We start from the raw sequence: 16,263 nt of genomic DNA, 5'->3' as shown, positions 1-16,263 counted from the left end.
TACCCGCTCTTGGTGACCTTCGTCGACTGCAGAGAGCTGACCCTCGACGAGCAGCTGGCCTTGGCCTCGGAGATCTCGGACGAGCTCCAGGGCAAGGGGGTGGCTCTGATCAAGGACTCGAGCATCGTTCTGGACATGATGCAGGGCCCGGAGCCCAGCAGAGAGGTGCTGAAGAAATTGGTCGTCGGGTTTGTGTCCAGGCGCAAGGACGCTCCGCTGTACAGGGTGGAGGACGACGGTGACGCCATAATCGTCTTCTCGGCTGACCCGATAGCGAGGCTGCGGAGACAGGGGCATGTGCGCGCGCCTCGCGGGACGTTCCAGTGCCCTGCGTGCGGCGCGTTGCTGCCCGACGAGGGGACGTACGAGCACCACCTGCGAACCCACGACCTCCTCAGGGGCGCGGCGGCACTCTAGGGACTTGATTCGTTTATCTTCCCACCGGGGCAGCCCAGTGTAGTCAAAGTGAAGAGCATCAAGGTATTCTGGAACGAGAAGACGCTCGCGTCCGGGGACGTCCTTGTCTTTCTCTTCGGCGATAGGAAAGAGACGGTCAAGGCGACGAAGCTCATGGTCGCGAAGATGAGGCAGTCGAACACCCTGTCCATGACGAGGCGGGAGATGAGGTTCTTCGCGAAGGAGCTGGAGAGCGGGGCTCTCGGGGTCAAGTACAGCTATCACAACTTCTACACAAAGCTCCTTCGGAAGCTCCTGGACATGGGCTTCCTCGAGAAGGACGTGCTGATCTGGGACCCGAAGAGGAGGAAGACCGTGGCAGTGTACCAGCTAAAGATCCAGCAGATCCCGGAGAGGGCCCCCCAGTCGGGCTTCGTCAAGAACGCCTGGAGGGTAGCGAAAGGATGGAACGACCTTGTCCGTGAGGAATAGGGGCCCTTCCAGCTTAATAGCGGAACTTCGGGGCGCCAGCTAGGGGTCGAGGTTTGCAGAACTTCTTGCTTGGGGTCGTCCTTGGGATAGTCCAGGGGATTGCGGAGTGGCTCCCGGTGAGTAGCAAGACCCAGGTGATAGTGGCTTCGACGTATCTCTTCGGACTCGACTTGCCGCAGGCCTATGCGCTCGGGCTCTTCCTCCTTGGGGCCACGTTCGTCGCGGCCACGATCTACTTCAGGCGAGAAGTAGTCAGGGTATTGAAGGCGCTCATAGGGCGGGGGGACGAGGAGGGCAGGCTCCTCCTGAAGTTCCTGGTCATCGTGACAGCGATCACTGCGGTCCTAGGTGGCGTGATCTACTACTTCGTGGTCAGGAGCTTGACGGGGGTGGCGCTAGGGCTCCCGATGATACTTGTCGGGTGCGTCCTCATCCTAGACGGCCTCTTGATCCGCTTCGCAAAGGGGCGGTTCGTCCCAACCAAGGGCCTGAGGGAGCTGAGCGTCGTCCAGATTGCCCTGATCGGGGTGGTGCAGGGGCTCGCGGCCTTTCCGGGAGTCAGCAGGTCCGGCTCGACCGTCTCCGTGATGCTGTTGATGGGGGTCAGGCCTCAAGAAGCGTTCCGGCTTTCGTTCCTAGCGCTGATACCAGCCTCGGCGGGCGCGGCGGCCGCGACGTTCGCTTTGTCAAGAGGGACGATCGGGGCTGCGATTGATGTGATCTCACCGGCAGTGGTGGCGCTTGCGATGGTGGTCACCGTGGTGGTTGGGCTTGTGTCGATCAGGGCCCTCTTGAAGGTGGCAGGAGGGAGGAGGATTTCACTGCTCACGATCTCTCTTGGCGCGCTCGCCATCGCCGGGGGCCTGGCCAACCTGTACTTCGGTGCAGCCTAGTAGGCCTGGAAGTTCCTTGTGCGGAAGGCCCCGATTATCAGAGCGAGGCCAGCTATGACGAGGAGCGCCGGGAGGAAGGGCGCCTTGAAGTCGAGCAGGACAACCAGGGCATAGATTATCGACAGGAGGGCGCCGAGCCCAATGGTGAGCACGCTGAGTCTGAGCCGCAGGAGGGAGCGGGCCAGGTTCAGAGCGAGGAGCAGGAGCCCGGTCCCGAGCCCGAAGAACGGGTCGTTGACTGTCACGACAAGGTCGCCTTTGAGGAAGGCGGCGTTGACTCCGAACCAGACGAGCAAGAGGCCCCAGAAAGCGTTGGTGAGCGTCTCGTTGTGCACTTCGGTCAGGTTCGGGCCCAAGAGCCTCTTTAAGCGTGATTAGAGGCAGAACGAGGGCAAGTCCCCGTGGCGTTAAGTTGCGGGAAGAGGAATTCCCTCGTGGCAGGGTGGTTATCCTAACAGCTCAGGAGGCTCTCCAAGGCCCCCGTTGCCACTGGGCTGCGCAAGGCATATAATCGAAGGGGAGGGCTCAGGGTTCAAGCGCCGATGCCCATCAAGATGCTGACGCTTGAAGACCTCGAACTCGAGGGCAAGCGCGTCTTCCTGCGCGTCGACATCAACACGCCGGTCCACCCGGAGACCGGTAGGCTCATCGAGCAGGCTCGCCTCGAGGAGGCGGCGGCGACAATCAAGGACCTGGGTGCGTCGCGCGTCGTGGTCGCCTCGCACCAGGGGAGGGTCGGGCGTTCGGACTACATCAGCCTGGAAACGCACGCCAAGGCGCTCGGGGAGATCCTGGGCAAGCCCCTGAAGTTCGTGCCCGACGTCTTCGGGCCCGCTGCCATTGCGGAGATCGACTCGCTGAGGGACGGCGAGGTCCTTCTCCTCGACAATCTTAGGTTCACGGCGGAAGAGAATCACGAGTACAAGCCACAGGACGCAGAGAAGACTTTCCTTGTGGGCAGGCTCAGGGCTCACGTCGACGCCTGCGTGCTGGACGCGTTCTCGACCGCGCACAGGTCCTCTCCTACGATAGTGGGGTTCGCCGGCTTGGTGCCCACTTGCGCGGGGAGGACGGTGGGAAGGGAGCTGAGGATGCTGGACAGGATCGCGTCGGTGGAGAAGGGCCCGTACGTCACGGTCCTAGGTGGAGCCAAGGTCAGCGACAGGCTGGAGGCGATCGACGCGCTGATAGCGAACAACAGGGCGGACAAGGTCCTGCTCTGCGGTGTCGTCGGCCTGGTCTTCCTGAAGGCGGCCGGGAAGTACAGGGGCGACTTGGGGATCGACGGGGAGAGCAGGTATCTTCTCAAGGCGAGGCAGCTGATTGACGAGGACCCTGACAGGTTCGCGATGCCTATCGACGTCGCTATCAAGCTCGATGGTGCGAGGAGGGAGGTCGACGTCAAGGAGCTCTCTGGGCCCGGGCAGGCGATGGACATTGGCGCGAAGACGGTCGAGAAGTATGAGAGGTTCATCAAGGGAGCTGGGACCGTGTTCATGAGCGGGCCTCCGGGGGCCTTCGAGTGGGACGAGTTCAGCTATGGGACCGAGCACCTGCTGAAGGCGATGGCTGACTCGCTGGCGACCACGATCATAAGCGGGGGACACCTTTCGGCCGCCCTTAGGAAGTACTCGATACACGACCGGATAGACCATACCAGCACGGCAGGAGGGGCGCTCGTCCAGTACCTCGCAGGGAAGAGGCTCCCCCTGATCGACGCGCTCGAACGTTCGGCGGAGAAGTGGGGCCCGAGAACGGTTTAAGATGAGCCGGAATTCGGACGGAATCACATGATCAGAGTCGGGGTCAACGGGTACGGGACCATAGGTCGGAGGGTCGCAGACGCCGTCCTGAAGCAGAAGGACATGGAGTTGGTGGGGGTCACGAAGTCCAAGCCAGACTACAAGTCGACGATCGCCGCTGAGAAGGGGATTGGGCTCTATGCGGTGGACATGAAGTCCCTCGAGGGCTTCAAGACGGCCGGCTACGCGATGAAGGGGACGCTGAACGACCTTCTCCAGAGGGTCGACGTTGTGGTGGACGCAGCTCCCGAGGACACTGGTCCGACCAACATGCCGATGTACCAGCAGGCCAAGGTGAAGGCCGTATTTCAGGGAGGGGCCGGGGATGACCTGGCGATGACGGCCTTCGTCGCGCAGTGCAACTTCGAAGAGGCACAGGGGAAGGAGATGGTCCAGGTCGTGTCGTGCAACACCACCGGGCTCTGCCGGGCGATCGGGGCGGTCGACTCGGCCGTGGGGGTCTCGAGGGCGAGGGCGGTCCTCGCGCGCAGGGCCACTGACCCAGATGACGTGAAGAAGGGTCCCATCGACGCGGTCGTCCTCGACCCGACGACCCTGCCTTCGCACCACGGGCCGGACGTGCAGAAGGTCCTGAAGGGGCTCAGCATAGTCACGATGGCGTTCAAGGTCCCGACCACGCACATGCACTTGCACAGCCTGATACTCTCGCTCAAGAAGGACGCGGCGGCTCAGGACGTGGTCAAGGCGCTAGGGGGAGCCCCCAGGATCCAGCTGGTGGACGGGAAGTCAGGGTTCAAGTCGACCGCCAGCGTGATGGACCTCGCGAGGGAGATGGGGCGACCCAGGAACGACGTCTACGAGGCGACGGTGTGGAGAGACTCGGTCGCGGTCGTGGACAGGGAGGCGTACATGTTCATGGCCGTCCACCAGGAGGCGATAGTGGTCCCGGAGAACATCGACGCAATTCGGGCGGTCTCTGGCGGGTACTCAAGGGAGGAGTCGATGAAGATGACGGACGTCTCGCTCGGTATCAAGCACAACGGCTAGGCCAGACGGTCCGGAGGGGAGCTGAGGACGAATCTGGGCTCCTGGAACTCTGCGACTAGGCGCTTGACTCTTTTCTTCACCGAGCCAGGGCGCTCCTTCCCGAGGACGACGAGAGAGACGAGCTCAGCGACCTCCTCCATGTCCCGGGCTCTGTACCCCATGCGCGTGAGCTCGGACGTCCCGATGCGCCCGGCCTCGTCTACGATGATGTTCGCCTGTTCCAGCTTCTCCGACAACAGCCTGAATCGCGCTTCGGAGTAGTCGAGGAGGACCTGGTGGGACTTTGTGAACCCGTGCGAGGCTCCCCTGACCTCGACCCCGCGTGAGGAGAGGGCTCTGGCTAGGGCCTGAGAGTTCTGGACGATCTGCTCCGCGTACTCTCTGCCGAATTTCAGCATCTCCAGGAGCGCGACGCCGAGGGCAGCCACGCGGTTGAGATGGATGTTGTCGACTATCCCTGGGAAGATCTTGGACGACACCTGGAACGTATCTTCGTCGTTCGAGAGGAGAATCCCGCCCTGGGGGCCCGGTAGGCTCTTGTGGGTCGAGCCGAAGAGCAGGGGGCACCCCTCCCGGAGAGGGTCCTGGAACTGGCCGCCGGCGATCAGGCCGAGTACGTGCGACCCGTCATAGACCTTCGTTATGCGAGGGCCCGTTGAGACCGACTCCAGAGGATGAGGGAAGGTGATGTAGCTCGCGCCGAAGATCAGGAGCCTCGGGTCGCTCTTCTTCGCCTGTTCGGTTGACTCCTTTGGTTTGATGTTGACGGCCTTTCGGTCGAAGGGGAAGTACAGGTTCCGGAGACCTAGGAGACCCCCCAGGCCTTGGGGGGAGATTCCGGGGTAGCCTCCGTCGTCTGGGGAGACAGAGACAATGCTGTCGCCCCTTTGAGCCATGGTTAGGAGGACGGCAAGGTTGGCGGTGTGGCCCGAGAGGGGCCTGACGTCAGCGAACTTTGCGCGGAAGACCTTGCGGGCCAGCTCCTCTGTGACGGAGAGGACCTCGTCGGTGTATCTCGTCCCCCGGTAGAACCTGTCGGGCGCGTTGTACCTGTTGCCAAAGTCGGAGGATAGGAGCGCCCTGGAAGCTGCGCTCCCGTGATTCTCTGAAGGGATGAGGTTCAGGCACTCGCGCAGTCGCCACTGCTCGTGACGCCTGACGGCGCGCTCGATGCGCCCCAGGTATTGGAGGGATCGAGGGTCTTCTGCGGTCGTTGTCGTGCGGGGTCGAGGCTTCATGACCCAGCCCCGGGCCTGGGATCGCCCTCCCTCTGGGAGCCGAATTCCACCCACGTTCCCATGCCGCGTTCCTCGGCGAGGTGGTACAGGAAGTTGGCGGACGCGAGGTCCTCCACCGCGAGCCCGAGCGACTTGAAGATGGTGACATCCTCGGGGCCGGTGCGGCCGGGAATCTTGCCGAGGAACACTTGGCCTATCTCCCCCCTGATGTGAGAGTCGTCAATCGCTCCTTCGGCCTTCGGCACGCGAAAGTCGTCCGCCTCCAAAAGGGCGGAGGCCAGGTTGTCCACGAAGAGGCGCCCCTTCACCACTGCGGCCGTGTCCAGCTCCCTTGAAGAGGGACGAGAAGCGCCCACAGCGTTGATGTGAGTCCCTGGTTCGACCCATTCCCCCCTGAGGATTGGGAGGCTCGAGGATGTCACGGTGCAGACGAGGCGCGCTCCGCGGACCGCGTCCTCGGCAGTCACAGCAGCCTGCACGTCGGCGCTGGATTCTTCGCGCGCTCGCTTCGCGAATCGCTCCGCGTTTGCTCGATTCCTTGACCAGACTCGCACCGATTTGATTCCGGGACGGACTGCGAGCATTGAGCGGAGGTGCCAGAGGGCCTGCGTCCCCGACCCGAGGATCGCGAGCTCCTTCACCGAGGGCAGCGCGAGTACGTCCGTCGCGGATGCGCTGGCTGCCGCGGTCCTGATGTTGGTGATGGAACCAGCGTCCATGAGGGCCAGGAGACGGCCGTTGAGGTGCTCGAAGAGGAGGACGGCCCCCTGGTGGGATTCGAAGAGGGTTCCAAGGTTCCCCGGAAAGACGGAGACTGCCTTCAGGCCGACCGCGCCCTTGCTTCTGAGGTAGCCGGGCATCAGGGCGAGGGCCCCTGCCTTCCCCCGGAGGGGCATGACCTGCCTGGGTGGGAAGGTCGCCTCCCCGAGCGAGCTTGCGGAGAGAGTCTCCCGCATCAGTTGGATGCACTTCGGCATGGTCAGGAGGTCTGCGACCTCGGATGCCCCCAGTATGAGGAGCTTCATGCCCTGCCTTGGCTCGGCTTCTCCGGAGTCAGGAGGCCGGCAACCAGGCCCGGGTCCGCGTTCCCGCCGCTCACGACGCACACGACTGGCTCTTCGAGCTCTGCTGCGTGCTTGCGCGCGGCTGCCAGGGAGGCTGCCCCGGCGGGCTCGGCGAAGACGTGCGACTCGTACATTAGTTCCCTCATGGCCCTCAACATCTCTTCGTCGCTGACTGTGAACGCAGATTCGAGGTTCTCTCTGAGAAGTGGAAGCATGTAGTCGTATGTCATGGTCGCGCCGATCCCGTCGGCTATGGTCTTGGGGTCCCCGACGTCTTCGGACCTACCTGAGCGAAGCGACTTGGGTAGGGGAGCCGCCCCTTCTGCCTGGACTCCATAGATCTTGGTTGTCGGCTTCAGAGACTTGATCGCCTGAGCTATGCCGCTCACGAGGCCCCCTCCCCCGACCGGAACGACCACGCTGGCCACATCGGGGAGGTCGTCGAGGATCTCGAGCCCGATGGTCCCCTGGCCCGCCACGACCCTCGGGTCGGCGAAGGGATGGATGAACGTCATGCCAAGACTGGACATCCGGTCGTCTGTCATGGACTGCATGATCTCCTGGTGTGGGCGTCTTACGAGGGTGGCGCCCATCGACTGCATAGAGTCGACCTTCCTCTGCACTGCGTCATCGGGCACGTACACCGTGCACGTGGCGCCTAGGCGCCTTGCGCACCAGGCTACCGCCTGGCCGTGGTTTCCTGCGGAGACAGTGACGAAGCCCCTGCGGACTTCGTCCGCGCTCGACCTGCTCATCCTGTTCCACGCCCCCCTGACCTTGAAGCTCCCGGTGGGTTGGAGGCACTCAAGCTTCAGGTGTGTCCTGCCCTGCTCGAATCTGGAAGCAGGGACGAGGGGAGTCCTGGTGATGATGCCGTTGACTCGTTCCCTGGCTTCCTTGACCTCTCGGAGGGTGATCCTCGGGACCTGGATAGGCAACGGGCGGTTGGCCCGCCCTCTGACTAATAATCGCTAGGCTCCGTCAGCCCTCGGGCCGACGCGCTCGAGGTGGAAGACGCAGCTGCCCTCTCCCTTTCTCATGCACTGGGTCTCGGTGGCCCTGAACTGTGACGCGAAGGCCTCGGTCGCGACTCCTGCTGTGACTCCGCCGATGAAGTGGCACTTGGGCTGAGGCCCCATCTCGCCGTCTGCGCAGAAGGCGCACTTTGTGACGACGACCTCAAGGACCTCTCCCCTCGAGACGTCCCCCTTGACTTCGATGTTGCCCCAACCCGCCGCCGCTGAGAGCTCTTCGAGAAGCTTGAGCACGATTCCCGGGTCCTTGGCGAAGGTCATCACTTCCTTCGCGACTCCTTTGCCGTAGCTGCTACCCATCTCGTTGAGCATGACCGCTGCGCCGCTCGCGAAGACCTTGAAGAGCTGGTTCTCGATGACGGCCCAGCCTCGGGTCGCGACGAAAAAGACCCTGGCACCGGCGGCCCTGGTCTTGATCACCCCGTCTCCTTCTATCTCGAAAAACTGCTCAATAGGCAAATTGAGGCGGCCCTTCTAGGCGAAGTAATAATGCTTTTGCGGAAGGTCGGGTGCCTACCCGAAACGGTACCTGACTCCGTGGCCTGACCTCTCGTGGGTGAAGGCGACCGCTTCGGGCGGGCCGATGGCGCCGCACGTCCCGCATCCGACGCAGGCGACGTGGTCGAACTTGAGCTGGGCTACGCGGACGTCCTCCTGGGTCTGGGCGAAGGCCTTGGCCTCGAACGGGCCGGGAGAGTTCCCGGCGGCGAGTTGGGCCAGGTTGACTTCGTACAGGTCCTTGAAGGAGGCGAAGACTCCTTTGGGCGTCAGGATGGTGTAGCAGTTTGTCGGGCAGGCGGGCACCCAGGGCTTGGTCACTGACTTCGAGGCCGCGGCCGCGTCGACCTTGATGTGGGAGTAGGCCTTGTCCTCGTCATATGACAGCAGGCTCGTGCCCTCCTGGACCCGAGATATCGCGTCCTTTGACCCGGTCGTGGACGGACGGGGGGCGAACCGGTAGGTCGAGGAGAGGAGACGGGTGCCGAAGATGACCCTTGGGAGAATCCGATAAGTGAAGGAGCTCTCCGAGATGAACCCGTCCCGGCCGGACCTGTCGACGTCCTCGTAGATGGGGCCGAGGTAGTCGGCGTACCTTGAAAGGTTCCGAGCTTTGAAAGAGCCCGAAGAGCTCGCTTCGACGAAGGAGCGCGCCGCGAGCATCCCGGAGGTGATCGCCCTCCTCATCCCGTCGATCATCGGCCCGATCTTCACGAAAGCGCCCAGGGCGTCCCCGGCGACCATGAACCCGTTGGAGTAAGGCCGCTTCAGGATCGACTTGTAACCCTTCGGGACGTTGTGTGAGGAATACTCGGCTGCCCTTGCTCCTTCGAGCAGCTCGGCGACCATCGGGTGGTCTTCGAAGTCGTCGAGGACGTCCAGGAGCTTCCCGACCTTGTCGAAGCGTTCTGTCGTTGCCCTGATCAGAGAGTCGAGTGAGACCACGAGGCCTACTGAGAGGGTGTCCTTGTTAGTGTAGATGAACGCCCCCCCGCCTATGCCGTGCATGAACTCCCCGAGGAAGAAGATGGCCCTGCCGGTCCCTGGGCCCGCTCGGAAGCGCTTCTCGATCGTCCCTGGGTCGAGCTTGTACACCCTCTTGATACCGTGGTAGAGCTGGCGGGGGGCCAGGCGCCCGCGGAGGCCCGCCTCTTCGACCAGGTTCGAGGAGACCCCCGACGCGTCTATGACTACCTTCGACCTGATCTCCTCCTTGGTGGTCCGCACCCCTACTACCGAATCCCCTTCCTTCAGTAGGCCCTCGGCGGTCGTGTCGGTGGAGAGCATGGCGCCAGAGCGGACGGCTAGGTTGGCGAGCCATCTGTCGAAGGGACGCCTGAGAACGGAGTAGTCGTGGCCGGTCTCGAACTCCATCGAGAAGACGCCGAGCCTCGCGGCCAGGGAGGTCTTCGAGAGACGGTAGTACCTGCTGGTGCCCTTTGACCGATTGGGTTCGTCTAGGACGACCACCTCGTGGGATAGGATCCTCCTCTCGAGGGGAGCTGTAGACTCGAAGTCGGGCACTAGGCTAATGAGGCCCAATTCGTGGGGGAAGTCTCCGTAGAGGACGCCGCCGGTCATGTTGCGCTCGCCGGGGACTCTCGCCTTCTCGAGCATGAGGACGTTGGCCCCCCTCCTTGCGAGGGACAGGGCAGCGGACGCACCGGCAGGGCCGGCTCCGACTACGATTGCGTCGAACTCAGCCGCCAATTCTCCCTCTCTCGATCGATTCGATGAGCTTCGGGACTTCTTCGTAGAGATCGCCTACGATCGGATAGTGGGCGATGGTGAATATGGGCGCCTGGGGGTCGGAGTTGACGGCAACTATCTTGCCCGACTTCTGCATCCCCACTCGGTGCTGAAGAGCGCCGCTGATCCCGATCGCGACGTAGAGCCTGGGGGAGACTGTGGTGCCGGTCTGGCCCACTTGATTTGCTTTCCCGATCAGGCCTTCCAACTCCTTCAGTTCCGCATAGATCAGGGCGCGGGTCGCGCCGATCTCGGTCTTAAGGCCGAACTTCTTCTGGACAGTGTCTTTGAGGCGGAGGGCTAGGTCATAGGCGTCCCTCGGGTTGCGAGGCTTCCCGGCGCCGTCCTTGAGAATCCCTAGGCCGAGGCTGATTACGACGTCGGCTCCAGAGAGGTCGACCTCCGAGGGCGGGAGGGTGCTCACACCAACAACCTTGGATGGGTAGGAAGGGTCCTTGAATTCGAATTCCTCCAGCTCTCCTTTGCGCTTCGAGTCGGGTTCCAGGGGCTTGAAGTTGCCGGGGCGGACCGTAGCCATCTGGGGCCTGTGCCTCGGAGTGTAGATCCTTGCAAGCCTTGTGCCAAAGTCTGGCCTGATCTGGATCAGGAGGTCCTTGAAGTCGCCTAGGGCGGGGTTGGAATAATCCTCGACTTCGAGCTGGACGTTGTCCGTTGCAAGGCCTGTCACGGCGCGGTAGGCGATGCGGGCGGCAAGGTCCTTGCCGAGCTCGTTCGCAGCGAATAGGAAGGCGTAGGGCTTCCTCTCCTTCACCATCGTGTGGATCGCGTCGATGTACCTGAGATTGTGATAGGTGGCAAAGTCGGGCGAGTCAACGTAGAGAATAGTGTCCGCCCCATGCGCGACGGCCTGCCTTGCGAGCTCTTCGACGTGGTGCCCGAGGAGGACCCCCACAACCTTCTGTCCCACCTTGTCGGCGACCTTTCGCCCCGCCGCGAGCACCTCCAGGGAGTCCTCGGTGAGGCCGTGGTCACCGACTTGGAGGTATACCCAGACGTCCTTGGCTTCTTGGCTCATGAGAAGATCTCCTTGGCCAGCATGGGGTAGGAGAAGGGCCCGACCTTTCCTTCCGACTTGAGGCCCGCCAAGAGGGTCTCGGGAAGGGGCGTCGCCAGGTCCCCCTTCTCGAAGGGGCCATACTTCTTCCCGTCCAAAGAGAGCTCGGGGGCCTTCTCTAGAAAGACTAGGGACCTTCCTACGAACTTCTGTACGGGCGTCTTCCCAATGTCGATTCCGGCACCGACTATCGTGGGAGAGCCTGAGAGGCCGAGTCGCTTGGGGTCCGCGCCGAGGTCTTCGGCCGTCCACTTCGTGGCCAACTGGACCTTGCCCGCATAGCTGTTGAGCCTGACCTCTGGCTGGTCGAAGGTCCCGGGCTCGCGGGGGCGGTATTCAGTCGAGATCGTAAGCAGCGAAGGCAGCTCCATCTCGAGCTTTTGGACCATCCTCCCGATGCTGCGTTCGGAGAGGATCGAGGAACCGCCTGGGAGGACGTCGAAGTCTTCGACGTAGGTGGCGTGGGGGACCAACCTACCCAGGAGCTCCGATATCCCCTCGGCGACTTGGGGGCCCACGCTCCCCGTCTCGCCGTCTGTCGTCTTGATCCCGGAGACTACAACGAACCGCGATACCCTATCCTTCTCGCGCTCGAGTTCCTCGATCGCGGCAGAGGGGGTGGTGCCCCCGTCCAGGAACCTGTGGATGATGCTGTTGCGCACTGAGGGGAGCTCCGAGTAGACGCGGTTCGGGATCAGGTTGGCCCGGTAGAGCTTCGAAGCGAGGGCCCTTACCGAGTCGGCGTAGCCCGTGCGCTTGATCGAGTCCTGGAGCTGGAGGAGAGGCTCGATGTGCCTTTCAACGAGCTTCTTCACGCCGAGGGAGACGGCGTAAGAGGTCGCGAGGGTGTCGGAGCCGGCCATCTTCCTGTCGCTGAGGACGTACTCCTCGTCGATGCCCAGGACCTCCGAGTCGAAAAGGGGCTTCATCAGAGGGATCAGCTTCATGTCCGGGCCCATGGTAAGCGCCACCGACTTGCCGCCTACCCTTCTCTTGATGAAGTCGGCTGCCTCGACCGCCTTTGCGTCGTGGGGGTTGAGGACGAGGTCCATGGCTTCGCGGTTGAGGGCGCCCCCCACCTGGACGACCTGAGTGGTCCTCGCAGGTACGCCCTTGAGGAGGACTACGATTAGCAAGACATTTCGACGGCCGACCCCGTCTGTTTTTTAGCGTTGCGACTTAGAGAGCCACCGAGGCGACGGCTTCGCGGAGCGCATCCGCCCCCTTGTTGAACCAATCCCTCTCCCGGTCGGAGAGCTTGAGCTCGTAGACCTTCTCGATGCCACCCTTGCCCAGGCGGACCGGGACGCCTATGCATAGGCCGTTGAGCCCGTATTCTCCTTCGAGATACGCTGACGCTGCCAGGACCTCCTTGGTGTCGTCAACGATGGCCTTCGCCATCCGGGCGACCGCCCTGCCAGGCGCGAAGATCGTCGCCCCTTTCTTGGAGATTACCTCGGCGGCCACCTGCCTCGTGTCTGCGATGGCCTGTTGGATCTCGTCGTCGGTGAGGAGGCTCGCCAGGGGGACCCCGCCAACGTACGTGTGGCTGGAGACAGGGATCATGTTCTCGCCGTGTTCGCCCATGACCAGCGAGGTGATCGAGCCCCTTGAGACTCCAAGTTTCTTTGAGAGCACGTACTTGAACCTGGAGTTGTCCAGGACTCCCCCCTGGCCGACTACCCGGGACTTTGGAAATCCTGAGGCTTTGAGCGCCACGAAGGTCATGGCGTCCATGGGATTCGTGACCATCAGAAGGACCGATTCAGGCGCGTGCTTTGCGACTTCCTTTGACACCGAGGAAATGATGCCAGAGTTCTTCGAGAGGAGGTCCATTCTGGTCATGCCCGGCTTCCGCCCCAAGCCCGCGGCCACGATCACAAGGGACGAGCCGGCGAGTGCGGAGAAGTCGTTAGAACCTGTTACCTTGACGTCGACCCCCGCGTCGGAGAGCCTGTGGCTGATGTCGAGCGCTTCCCCTTCTGCGAGGCCCGGCACTATGTCCACGAGAGTGATGTCATCGAGCCCCATCGAGGCGATCTCGAGGGCGGCCTGGGCCCCGACCTTCCCAGCGCCAGCGACTCCGATCATAGTTTCGGGCCGATGGTTGGGGTATAAACTGGTTTCGGGGCCCCGTCACTTTAGCCTAGAGTTCTCGCGGTAAGTACTGGGCAAGCGGCATTAGCTGACTCGAGTGATGGGTCTTTCGCCGTAGATCTCATCATGACGGCGCGGGACCAAACTTGTCACAGACAGCTGTCATTGCAGATTCGTCAGGGAAACCAAGGACCAGGAAGAACTTTTTCCGGCTTGGCGAGGGCAGGGCCAATTTGACTTCAATCGAGGACCGCGTCCCTTTGACCCAATGACCATGCCTCGCGCCTGGCTTATAGAGCGGCTCTTTGGGCTTTGCTACGACACCGATGACTCGCAGTGACTGCCACCTCATTCCCTTGGGATTGACATAATCGAGCCGCAGGGCGTCTCCTTGGTCGCGACTGTCGATAATAGAAACATGGTAATCGCCCAAAGGAGCCATCCGCCGAAATGCGGCGTTGGAAATGAGGATGCCCACAACCGCAGCGCAGCAAATGACCAGCGATCCGACTAAGGCTGGTGGCCACCAAACATCTCTCGGCACTCCTGTCTCAAGAAATACCGAGGCGAAGGCGATGAAAGGAGCGAGGATGCCACCGAGAGAGAGTGCCAAACCACGACCGGGAATCGGGAACCCGTTGCCTTTGGCGATGAAACTCTCTTCTCTCACGAGGAGCGAGTCATCTCTGCGGGATATAACCGCACGCCGTCGTCATGCGATAGGCCACGGACTTGGGTAGTAAGTTCATTCACTTCGTCGACGTTGGTGTTCTGGTCCGGGAGGCTCAGAGCCTTAGGCCGAAGGAAGAGGCGAAGTCTTCGAAGTTGGAGTAGGCGGCTAGGAACTGCATTCCTCGGTCCGATATCCTGTACTTTGAGATCTTCTCGCCCGAAAGCTCGAGCAGGAGCCCGGAGCCCACGAGTTCTGAGAGGAGCTTGGACATCCTTGTGTAGGACATGTTCCCCTTCCTGAGGAGTGTTGTGACTCCCACTCCAGTACCTTCGGTGTTCATGTCCCTTGCCGTGCTGAGCACGTCCGCAATTATGCGGACCTGTGTTCTATACTGTGCCATCTGGTTTCACTCCTCCCACTGCGAACCGCAGCACTGGGATGAACAGGGTAACTAGTCCCATCTCTTTCATAATAATCTGGAGTAGTGAAAGAAGGTCAACTTGGATGTACAATAGTGATAACCATTGGACGAAGGTCCCGACCCCGATGAGGGCGAGCCCGGACGCGATTAGGAGGGTATCAGGCTTCCTTGTCCTGCTGTAGGAGTATGCCGTCTCGACCACTCCATACAGGACGAAGTAGAATGAGAGTATGCTCAGGATGTCCGAAATCTGCGCCCCCGTGAGTGTCACCACGGGGAAGATAATCAGGGCGGCACCGATTCTCTTCGAGATCATCACGTCTACCACGTGCGAGAATGCCAGGAAGAAGTAGCCGGTAGTCTCGAGCAGAAGTCCAGCCACGACGACCGCTGTGGTTGATATCTGGGGCGCCGGGAGGAGCGAACTGAGGCCCACGACTCCTTCGACCAAGAAGCCGAACCCGAGGAACATGAAGGCGGTGGCAAGGCGAAGCAGGGTCGAAGACTCGGTCTGTCGAACCCCCCTGAAAGCCACGTAAGCTATGGAAAACGACACGAAAACGCCGATGAATTGGAGAATCTCTCCGATGAGCGCCATGTCCGCAGGTAGGGGCATGCTTTACAACCACAAAGTTGGTTTTCTGGTATAAAAGCGTGGCGCTCTAAAAATTTGCTCTCATCATCTCGTGATGATGGTTAGGACGTCTTTGTCCATCAGTCGGTGCGAAATTCCCACTCTCTGACCTCCGAAACGGACGCTCTTTCCCCAGACCTGGGCGTACCGGAAGTCGTCCTTCATCCTCCTGTGGACCTTGTCGCAGACCTCCATCACGGTCGCCCCTCCCTTGACGATCATGGGCTCTTCGAAGTCGGTCTCCCCGGTCCTGCGCCTGAGGAAGACGCGGAGGAAGTTGAGCCTGGAATAGATCTCCTCCTGAAGGGCGCCAATGTTGACGTTCCCCTCGGCCGAGATGGGCACGAACTTGTAATCGAGCTTGCGCGTAAGCTCTGTGGTGAAACCTGCGTTGACGAGGTCGATCTTGTTCATTACGGTCAGTGATGGGATGTACATCATGTTCCCAGCCAGCACGTCGGTCAGCTGCTGGTCATCGATGTCTTGCCTTATCACAACCCTAGCGCTGTTCACGTCGTATACACGGAGGATATCCTTGGCCAGCGCCTCGGAAATTTTTGTCATCTTGATGAGCGAGACGACGCCAATCCCGCCGGTGCTCGTCTTCTCGATCACGACGTCCGGGGGGGACTCGTCCACGCGGATGCCGGTGGTGCGGAGTTCCCTCTCGAGTAGGCCCCTCGCTTCGGGCTGGAATACGTCCACGATGAACAACACGAGGTCTGCGCTCCTGGCCACCGCTAGGACCCTCTTTCCTAGGCCCTTGCCCGATGACGCACCCTTGATGATCCCCGGCAGGTCGAGTATCTGTACCCGGGCGCCCCTGAACTCCATTACCCCTGGCACAACGTCAAGAGTGGTGAACTGGTAGGATGCGACCTTTGACTTTGCGTTTGTCAGCCTGTTAAGAAGGGTCGACTTCCCGACGCTCGGGAGCCCGATCAGGACCACTGTCGCGTCGCCGGACTTCTTGACGTCGAACCCCGTCCTCCCGCCGGCGCGACGCGCGTGCTGTTCCTCCTGCTCGGCCTTGAGTCTTGAGAGCTTGGCTCTCAGGAGGCCGACATGGTGCTCGGTCTTCTTGTTGACCTGCGTCCTGGCCATGTCGTCCTCTATCTTCTTGATCTTCTCAGGCAGACCCATGATTGGCTCACTTTGGCCTGAATTGTCGTGCGATATTAATCCGAGG

General features: G+C 61.7%; 18 protein-coding genes. 5 read left to right on the top strand and 13 right to left on the bottom strand.

All coding sequences use genetic code 11. The features are described from left to right. The first annotated feature begins 12 nt into the window (after positions 1–12). Genes HY247_01930 through HY247_01920 form a run of 3 tightly spaced genes read left to right on the top strand, consistent with a single transcriptional unit; the run spans position 13 to position 1,781 of the window. Positions 13–417 carry a hypothetical protein gene (locus HY247_01930; GenBank protein ID QQG49095.1) on the top strand — a complete coding sequence of 135 codons (405 nt, stop codon included), beginning with the start codon at positions 13–15 and terminating at the stop codon, positions 415–417. A gap of 48 nt (positions 418–465) precedes the next feature. Further along, positions 466–888, top strand: coding sequence for a hypothetical protein (locus HY247_01925; GenBank protein QQG49094.1), 423 nt, complete (start codon positions 466–468; stop codon positions 886–888). A gap of 53 nt (positions 889–941) precedes the next feature. Continuing rightward, complete coding sequence (locus HY247_01920; GenBank protein ID QQG49093.1) at positions 942–1,781, top strand: undecaprenyl-diphosphatase; 840 nt, start codon at positions 942–944, stop codon at positions 1,779–1,781. Here HY247_01920 and HY247_01915 read toward each other — a convergent pair. Next, positions 1,778–2,116, bottom strand: coding sequence for a hypothetical protein (locus tag HY247_01915; protein ID QQG49092.1), 339 nt, complete (start codon positions 2,114–2,116; stop codon positions 1,778–1,780). The two genes, HY247_01920 and HY247_01915, sit on opposite strands and share 4 nt — an antisense overlap. A 207-nt stretch (positions 2,117–2,323) precedes the next feature. On the opposite strand from HY247_01915, the gene pgk reads away from it, so the two are divergent. Beyond that, entirely contained in the window at positions 2,324–3,544 is a 1,221-nt protein-coding gene (gene pgk / locus HY247_01910; GenBank protein QQG49091.1) for a phosphoglycerate kinase, read from the top strand. 27 nt (positions 3,545–3,571) lie between these two features. Beyond that, positions 3,572–4,591 (top strand): type II glyceraldehyde-3-phosphate dehydrogenase, encoded by a 1,020-nt coding sequence (locus tag HY247_01905; protein ID QQG49090.1) that lies wholly within the window; start codon positions 3,572–3,574, stop codon positions 4,589–4,591. On the opposite strand, the gene HY247_01900 is transcribed toward HY247_01905, so the two are convergent. The 12 genes from HY247_01900 to HY247_01845 all read right to left on the bottom strand — a co-directional run bounded on the left by HY247_01900 (position 4,588) and on the right by HY247_01845 (position 16,217). After that, positions 4,588–5,829 carry a hypothetical protein gene (locus HY247_01900; protein QQG49089.1) on the bottom strand — a complete coding sequence of 414 codons (1,242 nt, stop codon included), beginning with the start codon at positions 5,827–5,829 and terminating at the stop codon, positions 4,588–4,590. The genes HY247_01905 and HY247_01900 overlap by 4 nt on opposite strands. Continuing rightward, positions 5,826–6,854, bottom strand: a complete 1,029-nt coding sequence (locus HY247_01895) for an ornithine cyclodeaminase family protein (protein QQG49088.1) — start codon at positions 6,852–6,854, stop codon at positions 5,826–5,828. Before HY247_01895 ends, HY247_01900 begins: the two co-directional genes overlap by 4 nt. Further along, positions 6,851–7,831, bottom strand: coding sequence for a pyridoxal-phosphate dependent enzyme (locus tag HY247_01890; GenBank protein QQG49087.1), 981 nt, complete (start codon positions 7,829–7,831; stop codon positions 6,851–6,853). The genes HY247_01895 and HY247_01890 overlap by 4 nt, the downstream gene beginning before the upstream one ends. Before the next feature lie 33 nt (positions 7,832–7,864). Further along, on the bottom strand, positions 7,865–8,386 hold the full coding sequence (locus HY247_01885; GenBank protein ID QQG49086.1) for a hypothetical protein: 522 nt from the start codon (positions 8,384–8,386) through the stop codon (positions 7,865–7,867). 54 nt (positions 8,387–8,440) lie between these two features. Further along, positions 8,441–10,135: an FAD-dependent oxidoreductase gene (locus HY247_01880; protein ID QQG49085.1), complete on the bottom strand. Its 1,695-nt coding sequence runs from the start codon at positions 10,133–10,135 to the stop codon at positions 8,441–8,443. Further along, on the bottom strand, positions 10,125–11,210 hold the full coding sequence (locus HY247_01875) for an electron transfer flavoprotein subunit alpha/FixB family protein (protein QQG49084.1): 1,086 nt from the start codon (positions 11,208–11,210) through the stop codon (positions 10,125–10,127). The genes HY247_01880 and HY247_01875 overlap by 11 nt, the downstream gene beginning before the upstream one ends. Beyond that, positions 11,207–12,385 (bottom strand): hypothetical protein, encoded by a 1,179-nt coding sequence (locus HY247_01870; protein QQG49083.1) that lies wholly within the window; start codon positions 12,383–12,385, stop codon positions 11,207–11,209. Before HY247_01870 ends, HY247_01875 begins: the two co-directional genes overlap by 4 nt. Before the next feature lie 43 nt (positions 12,386–12,428). Then, entirely contained in the window at positions 12,429–13,340 is a 912-nt protein-coding gene (locus HY247_01865) for a malate dehydrogenase (GenBank protein QQG49082.1), read from the bottom strand. A gap of 130 nt (positions 13,341–13,470) precedes the next feature. After that, positions 13,471–14,016 (bottom strand): hypothetical protein, encoded by a 546-nt coding sequence (locus tag HY247_01860; protein QQG49081.1) that lies wholly within the window; start codon positions 14,014–14,016, stop codon positions 13,471–13,473. Positions 14,017–14,131: 115 nt separating this feature from the next. Then, positions 14,132–14,419: a transcriptional regulator gene (locus tag HY247_01855; protein QQG49080.1), complete on the bottom strand. Its 288-nt coding sequence runs from the start codon at positions 14,417–14,419 to the stop codon at positions 14,132–14,134. After that, positions 14,406–15,056 (bottom strand): hypothetical protein, encoded by a 651-nt coding sequence (locus HY247_01850; GenBank protein ID QQG49079.1) that lies wholly within the window; start codon positions 15,054–15,056, stop codon positions 14,406–14,408. Before HY247_01850 ends, HY247_01855 begins: the two co-directional genes overlap by 14 nt. A 63-nt stretch (positions 15,057–15,119) precedes the next feature. After that, a complete protein-coding gene (locus tag HY247_01845; GenBank protein QQG49078.1) occupies positions 15,120–16,217 on the bottom strand; it encodes a GTP-binding protein in 1,098 nt (365 codons plus the stop codon). Positions 16,218–16,263 lie beyond the last annotated feature (46 nt).

It is taken from the genome of archaeon, from assembly GCA_016432545.1.
GTDB lineage: Archaea > Thermoproteota > Nitrososphaeria > Nitrososphaerales > Gagatemarchaeaceae > UBA183.
Note: the sequence above shows the minus strand (reverse complement) of the source record. Positions and strands in the feature narration are given on the sequence as shown.